General features: G+C 38.3%; 14 protein-coding genes. 4 read left to right on the forward strand and 10 right to left on the reverse strand.

The annotated features are described in order from the left end of the window. Window positions 1-172: 172 nt before the first annotated feature. Window positions 173-1192, reverse strand: a complete 1020-nt coding sequence (locus KI363_RS13180) for an alpha/beta fold hydrolase (RefSeq protein ID WP_212966588.1) — start codon at window positions 1190-1192, stop codon at window positions 173-175. Window positions 1193-1328: 136 nt separating this feature from the next. On the opposite strand from KI363_RS13180, the gene KI363_RS13185 reads away from it, so the two are divergent. After that, a complete protein-coding gene (locus tag KI363_RS13185; protein ID WP_212966589.1) occupies window positions 1329-2228 on the forward strand; it encodes a LysR family transcriptional regulator in 900 nt (299 codons plus the stop codon). A gap of 297 nt (window positions 2229-2525) precedes the next feature. On the opposite strand, the gene KI363_RS13190 is transcribed toward KI363_RS13185, so the two are convergent. Then, window positions 2526-3137: a hypothetical protein gene (locus tag KI363_RS13190; RefSeq protein ID WP_212966590.1), complete on the reverse strand. Its 612-nt coding sequence runs from the start codon at window positions 3135-3137 to the stop codon at window positions 2526-2528. A gap of 15 nt (window positions 3138-3152) precedes the next feature. Beyond that, the gene (locus KI363_RS13195) at window positions 3153-4325 is read right to left on the reverse strand and encodes a ParM/StbA family protein (RefSeq protein ID WP_158321546.1); all 1173 of its coding nucleotides are present in this window, start codon (window positions 4323-4325) and stop codon (window positions 3153-3155) included. A gap of 545 nt (window positions 4326-4870) precedes the next feature. Here KI363_RS13195 and KI363_RS13200 point away from each other — a divergent pair. Continuing rightward, window positions 4871-5983, forward strand: coding sequence for a hypothetical protein (locus KI363_RS13200; protein ID WP_212966591.1), 1113 nt, complete (start codon window positions 4871-4873; stop codon window positions 5981-5983). A gap of 718 nt (window positions 5984-6701) precedes the next feature. After that, window positions 6702-7475 carry an Abi family protein gene (locus KI363_RS13205; protein ID WP_191967398.1) on the forward strand — a complete coding sequence of 258 codons (774 nt, stop codon included), beginning with the start codon at window positions 6702-6704 and terminating at the stop codon, window positions 7473-7475. 125 nt (window positions 7476-7600) lie between these two features. Here KI363_RS13205 and rhuM (KI363_RS22270) read toward each other — a convergent pair whose 3' ends face one another. From rhuM (KI363_RS22270) to KI363_RS13230, 6 genes are all read right to left on the reverse strand, one after another. Beyond that, entirely contained in the window at window positions 7601-7942 is a 342-nt protein-coding gene (rhuM, locus tag KI363_RS22270; protein WP_306345176.1) for a RhuM family protein, read from the reverse strand. After that, on the reverse strand, window positions 7939-8433 hold the full coding sequence (gene rhuM, locus KI363_RS22275) for a RhuM family protein (protein WP_250620164.1): 495 nt from the start codon (window positions 8431-8433) through the stop codon (window positions 7939-7941). Before rhuM (KI363_RS22275) ends, rhuM (KI363_RS22270) begins: the two co-directional genes overlap by 4 nt. Before the next feature lie 486 nt (window positions 8434-8919). Then, window positions 8920-9687, reverse strand: coding sequence for a Cof-type HAD-IIB family hydrolase (locus KI363_RS13215; protein WP_212966592.1), 768 nt, complete (start codon window positions 9685-9687; stop codon window positions 8920-8922). 21 nt (window positions 9688-9708) lie between these two features. After that, complete coding sequence (locus KI363_RS13220; protein WP_212966593.1) at window positions 9709-10602, reverse strand: carbohydrate ABC transporter permease; 894 nt, start codon at window positions 10600-10602, stop codon at window positions 9709-9711. An 11-nt stretch (window positions 10603-10613) separates the two neighbouring features. After that, window positions 10614-11543 (reverse strand): ABC transporter permease, encoded by a 930-nt coding sequence (locus tag KI363_RS13225; protein ID WP_246516865.1) that lies wholly within the window; start codon window positions 11541-11543, stop codon window positions 10614-10616. A gap of 132 nt (window positions 11544-11675) precedes the next feature. Further along, window positions 11676-13304 (reverse strand): extracellular solute-binding protein, encoded by a 1629-nt coding sequence (locus tag KI363_RS13230; protein ID WP_212966594.1) that lies wholly within the window; start codon window positions 13302-13304, stop codon window positions 11676-11678. Window positions 13305-13845: 541 nt separating this feature from the next. On the opposite strand from KI363_RS13230, the gene KI363_RS13235 reads away from it, so the two are divergent. Further along, window positions 13846-14064: a helix-turn-helix domain-containing protein gene (locus KI363_RS13235; RefSeq protein ID WP_212966595.1), complete on the forward strand. Its 219-nt coding sequence runs from the start codon at window positions 13846-13848 to the stop codon at window positions 14062-14064. 295 nt (window positions 14065-14359) lie between these two features. Here KI363_RS13235 and KI363_RS13240 read toward each other — a convergent pair whose 3' ends face one another. After that, window positions 14360-14950 (reverse strand): hypothetical protein, encoded by a 591-nt coding sequence (locus tag KI363_RS13240; protein WP_212966596.1) that lies wholly within the window; start codon window positions 14948-14950, stop codon window positions 14360-14362. Between the last annotated feature and the right edge of the window lie 99 nt (window positions 14951-15049).

The raw sequence follows: 15049 nt of genomic DNA on the forward strand, positions 1-15049 counted from the left end.
ATGAATTCTATTCCAATCAACTAAGTTAGGGAAATACATTGACTAACAATTTAATCTTCTTTAACAATAATGTTCTTGTATATATCATAGTTTTTAATCTCCATATCCATATACATCAAGACATTAACCCTTTCTAGCTACCCTAGCAAGACACTCCAATGCTAACAATAATTTATTCGTCTGGACTAAGCGCCAATAAACGTTTTAGATTGTCATCAATAAATTTATTATCAGGATTGTTCATCCCACGTCCGGCAAAATGACCCCAAATCGACTCGATCGGATGAAAAGAAGCTCTCGGTATACGCTTAGCCTCGTATTTATTTTCGTCAGCCGTACAGAAAAGGTCCGTGCTCCCAGGCATGATACAGGCGAGGGCTTTAATGCTTTTGAGTGCCTTATCGAAGTCGCCATTATAGGTTGGGTTTGCACTAATATCTGCAAATTGTCCTGTCCATAACATCGCCAAAACATTATGCGGGTCCATCTTCATAAAGCTCTTTTCCCATACGCCAGCCACAAAGTCTTCTAATGAATCAAATCCCAGCTCATGATAAAGTTCCTTTCTATAAAACGCCTGCGATACGCCCCATCCCGCATAGACACGGCCAACGGCGTGCATATCTGCGGGAGTCAACTGGTTTCGTTTATTTGCATCGAAGCCAATTGTCGCCATAAGCGCAGCTTTCATTCCATCCAGAACCACATACGTTTGCGGCCAAGTCTTTGCACCTCCACAAAAAGGGGCAATTCGTTCCACCATATCGGGAAAACTTGCTCCCCATTGGAATGATTGAATGCCTCCCATTGACCATCCAACTACGAGAGCAATCTTTTGAATGTCGAATTTTTCGGTCACCAGCCGCTGCTGAAATTGAACATTGTCATAGATAGTTACCTGCGGAAAATTAGCCCGGTCGAATGGAGGCGGTGTGTTACTGGGGGATGAAGATAACCCGTTCCCTAGCAAATTTGGCACGATAATGAAATATTTCTGCGGATCTAGGGCCATGCCGTTTCCAATCAACCATTCATTCTGAACATGCTGGTCACCAAAGGCAGTTGGATAAACGATAACATTATCTTTCTTTTCATTCAATTTTCCATAGGTCTTATAAGCAAGAAAAGCGTTCGGTAACGTCACTCCCGATTGCAAGGTTACGTCACCCAAATCAAAAATTTCATAATCCATCGTATTGTCGCTCCCTTCAAAGTGAAACACATAATGTATTTCTTGTACTTAGTATAAACCTGTGGTACCCTCAAAAAAAGTGAAGGAAAATCAAAGTAGTCTTCAATATTATTGAAGGCAAAAGGGGGATCGTATAATGGAATTACGCCAACTGAATACGTTTCGCATGGTTGCATCAACTTTAAATTTTAGTCGAGCTGCGGAAGCACTGAACTACGTCCCCTCCAACGTCACGATGCAAATAAAAGCATTGGAAGAGGAGCTCGGTGTTCGTCTCTTTGATCGCTTAGGCAAGCAGCTTGTACTCACAACTGCAGGTAAACGCTTTTTAACTCATGTCCAAGAGGTTCTAAACAAATTGGACGAAGCTCGTAGTGCTGTTCTTGACAACGAAGATCTAAACGGCACGCTCACAATCAGTGCCAACGAGGTTCTTTGCGCCTATCGGCTTCCTGTTGTCTTTCACCTATTTCGTTCGCGCTATCCAGGAGTGCGTCTCATCTTCCGCTCTGTTCCTAATCAGCAACTCAAGCAAACGCTCTTTGAGGGAACCGCAGATGTCGTCTTTATGTTGGATGAACCCATTCGTTCAACAGGACTTGCAGTGGAACCATTAGTGGAAGAAACATTCCGCTTTTTCGCCGCTCCAGACCATCCACTCGCAAAACGAACGGAACTAAAGCTGGAAGATTTTCACGGAGAAGTGTTCCTGACGAATGAAAAAGGTTGTACCTATCGAACCATGTTTGACCGGTCATTTGAACAAGGGGGCATTGATACTATTACGTATTTAGAATTTCAAAATGCTGAAGCCATCAAACAATGTGCGATTACGGGAATCGGCATTGCCTTTCTTCCCGAAATAACAGCGAAAACCGAAGTGGAACGGGGCGAACTCGTTGCTCTCCCATGGCAAATTCCCGACTTGCACGTATACACACAAATGGGATGGCATAAAGACAAATGGCTTTCCCCGATCATACAATCTTTCATAGAAGCAGCAAGAGAAGTTATTGCTGTAAAGAAGGGGGAATGAACTGTCTATTTACCGGACTATTAGGAATATCGTCTATAAATCATGCTGTACATTTCTTCTAATTAAAGATCCCTACTACAGGTACCTGAACAACCCACCGCGGTGGGTTATTTTGTTTTATGGAGTGATAACCCATAGATCCTTATGGAAGTATTTGAACAAAATCTCTCCCTGTGGCAATGACAAAGCTAATTCACATATTAGATCACAACCATACAATCATGATCTAGTAAAATAGGATTATCGGTTTTGCTTCTAGAGCAATACCAATAATCCTAATGGATGAAATAATGTGTTTTACTTATTCATTTCGGCAAGGAAATCTCCTAAAAGGCTATCTAAATCATCGTCAGATGGATCCTCTTTCTCCTTTATTTCTTCGGAGTAATCTTCTCTTACGCTTTCCAACTGAAATGAATCTAAATCATCATCGAACGTATTGAACTCATTTGATGAAGTTGTTTTCTCTAAAGAGGGTGAATGGGTTTCCTCGTTCAATTCCTCTGCCTTGGGTTTATCCATGGCCATTTCCTCTTGGAGATATAAAGCATCATCTATGTTCAAGGAATGACTATTCAACGAAGCCAGCAAGGAAGCAGCACGGCTTGGATCATTTATTAGTTGGTAAATAATGCTGCCAAGCAATGCTTCAGAATGTTCATGCTTTAGCCAATTTCGTTGTGCTTTCGTTAATTTATGGGGGAGGGGAATAGAAAGGACTTCTTTCTCCCTTGAGAGTGACTGACCGACCCCTTGCATCACAAACTCGGCAATTTTGCTGGAAAAGTTCCTTCGTTCAGTTTCCTTTAACCTCTGTAGGTGTTTTAATAAATGATCAGGTGTATCAGAAGGTACGCGAAATGAAATGGCTTGACCTCTCTTCACCTCATTTGAGACAGACTTTTTCACGGGATCACCTTAATTCTACTTTTTTACCGTTTCCTGGGGTACCTTTTTCTTCTCTGTCTTCCTTGCAAAGTCAGTAATGAGCTTATAATAAGCGTTTGCCATCATCCAAATACTCTCTTTTTCATCTTCAAAGAAATCAATATTATATCCATCTAGATTGTTATTGATCGATTTTAGATAATCTTTTAATACGATTGACCCACCACCAACAAAGTAACAAATTTCAGTTTGTGAATTTTTTAGCCATGTATTACGTAATAAACGATATTGTTTTTTGGCTAACTCCAGCAGTATGCGGTCTGTAATATCATGAACACTTGTCCGGTTCCCTTTTACCAAGATGTGATTGCGGTTATTTTTCCTGGTTATAATATCCACAACATCACGGCGGCTATCTAATTCTACCCCATGTTTGGATCTAATTTCTTCCCTTATCGCCTCTAGTGATTCAGATACCCCAAGATTAAACCCTTGCGCCTTATCATCATCAACATTCCTATTTCTTATGACAGCAATATCTGTAGACAAGCCACCAATATCTTGAATTAAAATTCTTTTATCGATTAAATCTTTGTTAATGACTTTAAGGTTATTATCCATTACAAGGTTAATAAAGGCAGCAAAGCCCTCAGGATATACCTTTACCTCATTAAATTTAATATTCACCTTAAGTCCCTGGTACTTTGGTGTTACGAGAAACTCTACTTGATGCACAGATCCTATTAATTTTGAACGGTATCCAGCATCCTTGCCCTCTTTTACCTCACGAAGGGGGAGGCCTGTTCCCAACGTATAGTTTGCATCCACAACGTTTTTCACACGGGGGAAAATAGCTGCATTCTCTTCCCTTACTGCATCTAGGGCTAATGTGGAAAGCAGCATGACTAATGTTTGATCTTCTTCTGATTTACGACTTCCTGGGTCTAACTCTTGAGCACTACTACTTTTTGTCGCTAAGTGACCAATACGATAAACCACGTTATTTTCCTTTAGAGCTGGAGAATGCACCTTCAAATGAATTCCCTCGAGCGGATCCTTACTATCTAAATCCTCTATTCCAATTACCGGACGGTCTTCTGTGTCCCTTGCAATAATGTTAGGAATATTTAATTCATACTCTAGTTCCCCAAAAATAGACTTAACCGAATCGTTCCCAACATCAACTGCCGCAATTCTTGACATAGACATTCATTATCATCCCTTTTCAATTAATAGATTTTTACGATCCAATTCACTATGTAAAACAAATACCATTTAGTACCACTTCATTTAAGTTTATAAGAGATTACGAAATTCCACAATGACAGTTACTAAATAAAATAAAACTGTAAACTTGTAAACGTTCCGTAAACATAACGACTTTTGTAAACGGATATGTAAACAACAATGACAAGATTGCACACACGCTGTATTCCCGCTATGTAAACATGTTTGTATACACGTAAACCGATTCGCAAACAACACGTTTACTTTTTGTAAACATGTATACTTACCGGGCGCGATACCTATCATTTTGTATAGAAGGACGCCTTTTCCCTCTTGTGACTGGAATTTATTACCAAAAGGGGAGTACTATATTTCGTATCTCTTAATCTAATTAGGCACCATGAACGGGGGTTGTAACATAAATATAGCTATGTTAAATTTATCCATACTTGTTAAATTTATTAAACTTAGGGAATACACCTAGGGTAATAGATAGAGAGAAACCCATACATAAGGAAGTGAACAGCATGAAAAAGTTAACGTTACTATTATCTAGCGTGGTCCTCACCTTTTTCCTAGTTGCTTGTTCGGAGAGCGCCACTGCTGACAAGGAAAGCAAAGGGAATGATGAAAAGCCGGCTCAAGAAGACAATACAGCCGATAAGAAGGAGAAACCTGAAAAGGTGGAAGAAAAGAAACCTCCTCAACCATACAAACCAATGGAACCGGCAGAAGATGCCACTCCTCTAAGGGATACGTTATCTGAAGAGGAATTGGAGCAGATGCCGCAAGCGGAATCCTATGGAGAGGATCGGACAAGAATGGTCGAAGTGGGAGAAACATTGGTAAAAGGTGCCGAAGATCAAACAAACGGGCCTTTAAAGAATCATAGACTGGTCGCCTATTACGGGCACCCGAATTCTACCAATATGGGGATATTAGGTGAAATGGAACCTGATCAATTAATGGAAAAATTAAAAGAACAGACACAAGCGTACTCGGATGCCGATCCTTCCCGCGCGGCCGTGCCCATGATTGAATTAATTTCTACCGTTGCCCAGCGAGATCCGGGACCTGAAGGAAAGTACTACCATAGTACTTCACCAGAACAAATTGACGAATATGCCGAGCTTGCAAAAGAGAATGATGCATTACTGATGCTGGATGTCCAGCTCGGTACGGATTCTGTCCTGAATCAAGTGAAATTACTGGAGAAATGGTTGAAGCTCCCTTATGTCCACCTCGCCATCGATACCGAATTCCATGTAGGAGAAGGACAAACACCTGGTATCGATCTTGGTCAAGTGGACGGAGCCGAAGTACAAGAAGCGGTGGACTACCTCACGGAAATGGTAGAGGAAAATGATTTGCCGGATAAAATTGTCCTCGTCCATCAATTCGTGGACGATGCATTAACAAACAAAGAAGCCATCCAACCAACAGAACACGTAGAAGTCGCCTTAAACTATGATGGTTGGGGTGACGCCAATACAAAAATGTCGCTTTATCGCAAGTTCGTACGAAATGAAGCAGTCCAATACGGCGGATTCAAGATCTTTTATAAAAAAGATGAACCGGTGTTAAGCCCTGAAGATGTTTTAAAGCTTGATCCTAACCCGGCGATTATTAATTATCAGTAGGAACACTGTGGTTCGAAATGAACCTTTAGCTATAAGGCAATAAAAGAGTACGCTACTCCTTTTATTGCCTTTTAATACGATTCACCATAACGTTGGATAAGGTAAACTGACACTTGGTTCTATATAACCTATATATAATAACGAAAATCAGATAACTATAATTAATAAGCGCATTTATCATGATTACTTTAATTCCTTATGAATTAAAAAGCGAGGTAAGACCTTAATTAATAAAGGGTTTACCCGCTTCCCATTTATATATCCCTCTGTGAGATAGTCCAGTCTGAAGTTATATTTGTTCGTCAATCTATTTAAATATCCTTCATAGCGGATTAAGCCAAAGCCATGAGATTATTGCACTTCTTAATCCCCCTTATATAAAAGATTAAAAAACTGCCAAAAGTAACGAAATGGAGAGGTACTAGCGGCTTCCCTTACTAAGGGGTACGTTAAATGGCAATAAACATGAAAATTGGAGAATATTGTACATAGATCATGCTGTACATTCTTTTTGATTAAAGGTATACTAAACGTAACAGAACCCACCACGCCTCTTCACAATGCGGACCACGGTGGGTCATTTTAGATTATGGAGTGATAACCCATAGATCCTCATAAAAACAATTCGATTAAAGTTGCGAAAACATTTGAAGAGCAATTAAAAATCCTTCAAAGCAGAGGAGTCGTAGTTGAAGACACAGAATATGCCATTAACACTTTGCAAAGAGTTAATTATTATCGACTTGTAGCGTATGGCCTAACATTAAAATGCTCCCCTAACAGTAATATCTACATAGAAGGAACCACATTTTCGAAACTCGTTTCACTATATGAATTCGATAAGAAATTACGTCAATTATTATTAGGTGCTTTGGAAAGTATTGAAGTTGCCTTTCGAACGCATATTGCTTACCATCATGCTCATGAATATTCTCCTCTCGGCTATGAGAACCCTTCTTATTTTCAAGATCCAACTCATCATGAACGGTTCATAAAAAATCTTGATCGTTTTTATGATGAGAATAAAACTGAGTTATTCATCATCCATCACCGCAAAAAATACGATGGCGTTTTTCCCTTCTGGGTAGCGGTTGAGGTGCTTTCATTTTCGACATTATCTATGTTATTTAAGAATCTCCTTCATGAGGATAAATTACTCATATCCAAAACATATTATAATGTACATTACAAATATACAGAAAGTTGGCTACACACTTTAACGACCATTAGAAATGTCTGCGCTCATCATGGGAGGCTATACGGTAAAAAGTTGACCATCAGTCCTCTATTATTCAATAAGGTGAAAAATCACATACAAAGTAACTCTCTATTTGCAGCTATCATTGTTCTATTCAAACTTTTAAATGAAAAGGATAGGAATATTTTATTGATTTCCTTACATGCATTAATAGATGAATATAAAGAATACATAAACCTTTTTGATATGGGATTTCCGCACGATTGGGAATCCATTATTATGGATTTAAAATAGAGTTTTAGATCCTTTGCCATTTAATCGTCTCTTAATAGGGGTGCCAGATACCGAACCATTTAGAATTGTTTTTGTGCCTGGCACTATGCATCCTTATCTTCTTGGAATGAGCCTAACTAAGAGTACTACCTTTTCAAATTATAACTCTCAATAAATCGATCAAAATCATCTGGACTATTTTGGGTAATTCGAGATTGATTAAATTTTTCATATTCTTGAACCGCTATTTTATCTGCTACAGCTTTTGCTACCTTTCCAGCATCTTGAAGAATTTCGCGCTCATCAAATTCTAAAAAAGCATCAAGTCTTTTCCTCCAATCCTTCATATACATCGGTCTCTTTCTTTCTGCTTGGTCTTCAGCATAGTCTAAATACCTAGTAACAATACGATTAAGTGCTCTTAATTCTTTTTCATCTAAGTAATTCTTAGCGATAGTTACATCTCCTTTTCGAATTTTATTTGCTATGAGTTCACCGCAGTTTGACCGTGTATGGCAAAATGAAGTTTATTTTGAACCGTAGCAAAGAATTCCTGTGTAATCTCCGCCTTTGGGTCATAATCAACAGATGTAGCGTAAATATCAGTTATCTTTTGATAGAATCTTTTCTCTGAAGCACGAATATCACGGATTCGTTCCAGTAATTCATCAAAATAATCTTGCCCGAAGTTACGCATTTCTTTCAAGCGGTCATCGTCCATAGTAAAACCTTTGACAAGATATTCATTCAATCGTTCTGTTGCCCATTGGCGGAATTGTGTACCTCGATGAGAACGAACTCGATAACCAATTGCGATGATCATTTCGAGATTGTAGTGTTTTGCCTTTCTCTTTACCTCTCTTGACCCTTCATTTTGAACTTGTAAGTAATACTTACAAGTTGCTTGTTCTTGTAATTCCCCTTCTTCATAAATATTTTTTACATGAAGAGTAATATTTTGAGGTGAAGTCTGATACAACTCCGCTATAGCTTTTTATGTCATCCACACTGTTTCATTCTCTAATCTAACATCTATTTCTGTATTTCCTCTGTTTGGTAGATTAGTATATTCGTTTCATTTTGCATTCTTCTCACTCCCTATTAACAGAATTTAATTTACTCCCCATCTAAGTTTTCTACTATGTAACTATTATACCATTTATTCGGGATCAGGGAACGTACATTCCTAGAAGAGACAGATACAAAAACAAACCAGACACCCCCCACTGGCATCTGGTTTGCTCATCACTCCCCCTCCTCCCGTAAAGCTAATCCCTTGGATAATTTGCCGCTGGAAGAGGATGAATAATATAATTACTGGGACAGAGGCGACGGCGTTGACTATCATGGATACGACAAAGTCGACTAAGTAGGCTGACATTAATGTAGGAATGCCAATAGATAAAATGATTTCTGGCGATGTTAGCGATAAGCAGGGCCCCTTCTGCCCTGAATTCGCATTTTTCTAACATATCTTTTCGGATAACAGCCCTACTTCCTGTAATCCACGTACAATTCCATCATCGTCAACATCTGTAGTGACAAAGTCGGCGTGTTTTTTCACTTCGTTATGGGCATTGCCCATTGCAATGCCGACACCGGCTTGTTGTAGCATTTCTATATCATTCAACCCGTCCCCAAAGGTATATACATCTTTCATGTCTATCTTCAGCTTTCGGGCCATTGCTTTTATCGCTTCTGCCTTCGATCTGCCTGCAGGTATAACATCCAAAGCTTTATCACTCCATCTAACGAAAGAGTAATAATCGTTAAAGTCTTTAAGATAGTAATCCTCATCATCTTTTACAAATATGATGGCTTGATAGATATCTGAATAACCTTTTGGCCTATTTTCCATGTGTGCCTTTTTCCAAGCTGCAAAGCTTTCATGGGTTTGTTGCTCCATCTCTAAGGCCGCTTCATTCAGATAGATGATTTCGTGATGATGTTTTTCTACTGCCTCTGATAAGCTTTTTAAATGCTGGGAATCTAAATAATGCTTAGAGATGACTTTGTTCAAACAGACAACATATTGCCCATTGAAACTGACATATGAATTCATATTTAACTCTTTTAACAAAGGTTGAATCGTGTGGGGGCCTCTGCCCGTTGCGATGGCCGTGAAGATGCCGTTGTGATTCAATGTTGCAATCGCCCTTTTTGTTGACTCTGGAAGTTGCCCATCACGTCCAATTAATGTTCCATCAATATCAAAAAATACTGCTTTTCTCATTTTACAACTCCTATTTCATCATTACTCCTTAATGGAGCCAATCAAAACGCCTTGTACAAAGTATCTCTGTAAGAAGGGATAGACAATTAATAATGGTAATGCCGCAACGATAATCACGGCATATTTAACAAGTGCTGCGGTTTTCACTTGTTCGACTAAAGAATCCCCGAGAGCGGCTCCACCTCCTGCGGCCGTATCAATTTCATGGATAATTAATATTTCCCGCAAGATTAGTTGCAATGGAAATAAATTAGTGTCTGTTAGGTAGATTAGCGCTGTAAAATATTGATTCCATAAGCTAACTCCATGAAATAGCGCCATGACTGCAATGATAGGCGCAGATAGAGGCAGGACAATTTTGAAAAAGGTATATAAATCTGATGCCCCATCCATTCTAGAGGCTTCAACGAGTTGATCGGGTACATTTTGCTCGAAGAAAGTTCTAGCAACTAGAATCGACCATGCACCCACGACCCCTGGTACGACAATCGCCCAGATGGTGTCCACCATTCCGAGTGATTTGACCACTAAGTAAGTAGGAATTAAGCCACCGTTGAATAACATTGTAAATAGCACAAACCACAGGATTAACTTTTTCCCCATGACTTCCTTTCTGGATAATGCATAGGCACAGGGAAGCAATATAATCAGATGCAAGAGGGTTCCAAGTACTGTATAGAGAATCGTGTTTCGATATCCAAGCCAGATGGCATCGTTTTCAAAAATAACTTTAAATCCTTTAAACGTGATATCAACTGGCCATAACCACATTTTCCCTGTACTGACCGCAGAAGGATCACTTATAGACGCACTGATAGCGAAAACTAAGGGATAAATAATGATGATAGTCACGATCAGAACGAAAATTTTATTTACTAGATCGAATGTTTTATCAGATAGACCTCTGGTAGCCATTATGTCACCTCTTACCACAAGCTATTTTCGCTTGTTTTTTTAGCTAAATAGTTGACGGTGACCAATAGAATAATATTGATCACGGAATCAAATAATCCAATCGCAGCCGAAAAATCATATTCCCCACCAATAATACCTGTTTCGTAGACAAATGTTTGAATAATGTCTGATGTCTCCGAGTTTAGCGAGTTCTGCATCAGTAACACTTTCTCGAAGCCAATCGACATGAATTTACCGATGTTCAAAATAAACAAGACAACAATAGCTGGCAGGATCGATGGAATATTAACATATAAGATTCTTTGTATTCTTGTTGCTCCATCAATACTTGCCGATTCATGCAGTTCTGGGTTTACTCCTGCTAATGCAGCCAAATAAATAATCGTTCCCCAGCCTAATGATTGCCATTCTCCCGACCACACATAAATATGTCTAAACCAACCAGGACTAGTTAAAAATGGAATGGCTTCTCCGCCTAATTTCGTAATGACATTGTTTACGAGTCCACTAATCGGGTCCAAAAACGCAATCAGCATGCCAACGACGACAACGACTGATATAAAATGTGGTGCATATGTTAAGGTTTGTGTCCATTTTTTAAAGGCACCATTCTTAAGTTCATTCAATGAAAGAGCAAATAAAATAGGTAATGGAAACAAGGCCAATTGATAGAAACTAATTGCGAATGTATTTTTTAATATCCTCCAAAAGTAGTACGAGTTATAGAAACGGATAAAATGGTCAAAACCAATCCATGGACTTCCGGTAATGCCAAGTGTGGCAATATAATCTTTAAAGGCGATTTGCACACCGTACATAGGAACATAGTGAAAGATTGTAAAATAAACAATGGCCGGTAATAATAAAATATAGAGCTGCCAACTTTTCACAAACCTCTTTTTTACACTTAATATACGTCCTGGGACCGGAATCACCTTCAACGACTTGATTGAATCAGCTTGTTTGATCTGCACGCTATGACCTCCTAATTCGATCCTATACGGACAACGGAACGGTTATCCGTATAGTTTTATATTGGTAGAATGATAGATTGAGTGTAAGGATGTCATGATTCAATTATTTTTATATCGTTTGTACGCTTCCTCCTGAATGTTCATATATTCGCTCAATCTCATATCCTCGATGGTTTTCACATATTTATCCCATTCTGAAAATGACACATTCCCTGAAATAAACTTATCTCTCATTTCCTCTACATACTTTTCAATATCGGCTGATAAGGAGGCCATCTTCTTACTCTCTTCACTTGTAAAAGTAAAGGCTGGCCATGTTTCTTGAATGAAGAATGGTTCATTTTTCTCTGCCGCTTCGATAAGCGCTGGTAAATTTTCCGTTCCTTGAAAAAATTCCTTTTTAATAATGCCTGGTGCTCCGCCATTTGGATATGTTAAGTATTTGGAAATGGCTTGGGACAGCGTCAAACCGTCTGGGTTATTGGTGATTTCATCCAAAAATTTATAACCACCATCAGGAGTTTCCTCATACGTTTCTCCTTCCACCCCTAAATAATATAACTTTGCTCCTTCATCACTAAAAAAATGGTCAACCCATCTTACCGTCGCGGCTGGATATTGATTATCCTTCGTAATTACAAAACCTTGAATACCTGATAATGTTGGATAAAAATTGGAATATAGTTGATCACCATCTGGTCCTTTTAAAGCGATGCCACTGTCATAATCATCTTCTCCCACTCCAAATGCACTTTCGGTGCTCCAATAAATCGTACTCCCATACAAACCCTCGGATCCGTTCGCAAGATAATTATTATGTTCAATGGTGAAAATATTTTCCTCGATTAATTTTTCGCTATATAGCTTGTTAATATACTCAAGCATTTCCTTATACTCTGGTGAAGTAGGAATGAATCTTAATTTTTCCTCCTTGGGATCCATATCAATATAGGGATGAGCGGTCCCACGATTCCCTAAACCAAACGACCCTTTCAACCAATTGACTAAATGATCCATACTATTGGCACCAAAGGGTACCTCCCGATTTGAACCATCCCCAAGTAGGTCTGTTTCTTTGACAGCTTTTAAATATTGGTAAAATTCATCCAAGGTTTCTGGCACATCCATATCTAAAGCGTCGAGCCAATCCCGCTTAAACCACGGCCGTGCCCCCATACGATAGGAAGTAAAATCTTCGGATGCTATTAAAGGAAACGAATAAATATTACCATCCGGAAAAGTAAGCCCCTTCTTAATCTCTGGATTTTCTGCAAACAGTTTTGTTAGATTAGGCGCATGCTCTTCGATTAAATCGTTCAAACGAATAAACGTCCCTTGCTCTCCATATTTGAGAATGTCGATATTGGGAATTTCAGCAGAATGAAGAGCATCAGGTAATTTGCCACCTGAAGATAGTAACAAATTACGCTTTTCCTCTAAGCCATCCTGAGGTGTCATTTCCCACTTAACCTCAATATTGCTTAGCTCTTCATACTTATTAAATACCAACACATCATTCCAATCCTCTGCTGCCGCCGGCCTTCTCTTTACAAACATGTTTAACGTAATGGGTTCCTTCACAATTGGCAGCCCTGATTCCGTTAGAATGTCTAGGGACTGATCTTCTATTTCATTTCCGGCCACTTCCGTCTTTTGTTTAGTACATGCGGATAGAAACAACAAAAAAGATAATAACACCGCTATCATTTGAATCCTTTTGAGTCCCATCATTTGACCTCCCTGTATTTGTTTTTACCAATGCATGATTATTACTGATCCTATTAAATTGTTATATCTCAGGAAATCTTTAGTAGATCAATAATCCTTCCACAATTTGTTTACACTTGATAGTAACTTCCTCTGTATGCGATTACATATTTGTTTTTCAAACTGCTTCCAAACTACTCAAGCAGCCTACCTTCACTACATTAAAACTCATTTTGAACCTTTTCTTTTAAACCAAAATGTAACTTAACAAATAGACTTACTCATGTTTAGAGAAATAAAATAAGAGAATGAAATATTTCCTTTCCTCTTTCTTGGTGCGATATAATGAACTGTCGCAGAAATTTATTACCTTTTTGCTTAATTCCTCGCTGTCCCCCTCCCTTCTACATAAACAAACACTGAAATAATAGTTGGTGCTTCTTATTGATAGTTCTTCTTTACTATCATTTCTCTTTTGGTACGTCCATGCGTACCACATTCACCATGAGTATATGGTAAATTTTCAGTATAGTCAACCACTTTTTGCTAATTAAGGTGAATTATGAATAAAAAAGTTGTCGTAAAAATAAAAAATTTGTTAAAAGAGCGGGATATTTCCTTACGGGAACTCTCACGCTTAACCGATATAAGGCACGCTACGCTTAGCGAACTATCCAATCACAAACGGCAAAACATAAACTTCCAACACCTCGAAAAAATAGCCGTAGCCTTGGATATTACTGATATTAGGGAAATTATTGATTTGGTGGATGAGGAATAAACAAAACTAAAAACCAGTAAGTATCAATGGCAGGGACATTGGGACTTACTGGTTTTTTGAATAGTTGTAATTCCGAGGTATTACTCTATAGGCTGGTTCCCAATTCCCCATAAGCCGCTCAATATGTACACAATGATTAACTTATGATACGGTTCACCGTGGTGATTTAAGGGGCAAAAAATAAGCATTGGTAAATTGCCGATGCCTACTTTAATAGCGTATATTGTTTTGATTATGCACTTGAAAGTTTTGATCGTCACTAACTTTTATAACTAAACCAGTGCTAATAGAAACATTAACTATCTATGTTTTGGGATGGATATAAAAGATCGAGCTTTTCCTTTACAGAATCGACTAAACCTAAAGTAAATTCTCTTTTACTATTCCTAGTCCAATTACCATTATCAACTTCTTCATTGTAAGCATTCATTATACTTGGAATTATATCAATAAATGCATTCAGTAAAATTCTTGGATTCTTTTCTTCACTCGGTAACATCATATATTCTCCTACAAAGTTTTCAACTAATATATCAAGTTGGGAATTTATTGAGTAAAGTCTTATTTCAAAGGTTTCAGAACCACATAATATTCGAACCTCAATTTCAGTCATGACTTCCATTTCAATTAAGAAGGATAGTGAACTGAGTAAATTCATCACTTCATTTCCAGAGCCAGAAAGAACTGCTTGTTTTTGACTCCCCTCTCCTCTGAAGCCTATTATTCTGCTAATACTTAATGAATTTTCCTCATCTATTATTCTATTCCCGTCCATAAATCTTGATATCAGCCAAATAAAAAAGTCCTCTGTAATATTAAACGATTGTGCTTCAATGATTTTATTTTTATCGGAATTATTGTAAACTAGCACATTATTCCAGGTCATCTATTTCAAACTAATTCAGCTGTTTATCTGGGGTAATGTGCTATTATTTTCACTTTATTTCATATGTGAAAAAGAATATGCACGCTATTTCTCTACTAT

The sequence above is a fragment of the Lederbergia ruris genome (assembly GCF_018332955.1).
GTDB classification, from domain to species: Bacteria; Bacillota; Bacilli; order Bacillales; family Bacillaceae_C; genus Lederbergia; species Lederbergia ruris.

What these genes read in the sequence shown, in the direction of transcription:
- KI363_RS13235 (WP_212966595.1), top strand. Translation starts at nt 13,846, where the DNA reads ATGAATAAAAAAGTTGTCGTAAAAATAAAAAATTTGTTAAAAGAGCGG.
- KI363_RS13200 (WP_212966591.1), top strand. Translation starts at nt 4,871, where the DNA reads ATGAAAAAGTTAACGTTACTATTATCTAGCGTGGTCCTCACCTTTTTC.
- KI363_RS13180 (WP_212966588.1), bottom strand. Translation starts at nt 1,192, where the DNA reads ATGGATTATGAAATTTTTGATTTGGGTGACGTAACCTTGCAATCGGGA.
- KI363_RS13220 (WP_212966593.1), bottom strand. Translation starts at nt 10,602, where the DNA reads ATGGCTACCAGAGGTCTATCTGATAAAACATTCGATCTAGTAAATAAA.
- KI363_RS13185 (WP_212966589.1), top strand. Translation starts at nt 1,329, where the DNA reads ATGGAATTACGCCAACTGAATACGTTTCGCATGGTTGCATCAACTTTA.
- KI363_RS13240 (WP_212966596.1), bottom strand. Translation starts at nt 14,950, where the DNA reads ATGACCTGGAATAATGTGCTAGTTTACAATAATTCCGATAAAAATAAA.
- KI363_RS13215 (WP_212966592.1), bottom strand. Translation starts at nt 9,687, where the DNA reads ATGAGAAAAGCAGTATTTTTTGATATTGATGGAACATTAATTGGACGT.
- KI363_RS13230 (WP_212966594.1), bottom strand. Translation starts at nt 13,304, where the DNA reads ATGGGACTCAAAAGGATTCAAATGATAGCGGTGTTATTATCTTTTTTG.
- KI363_RS13195 (WP_158321546.1), bottom strand. Translation starts at nt 4,325, where the DNA reads ATGTCTATGTCAAGAATTGCGGCAGTTGATGTTGGGAACGATTCGGTT.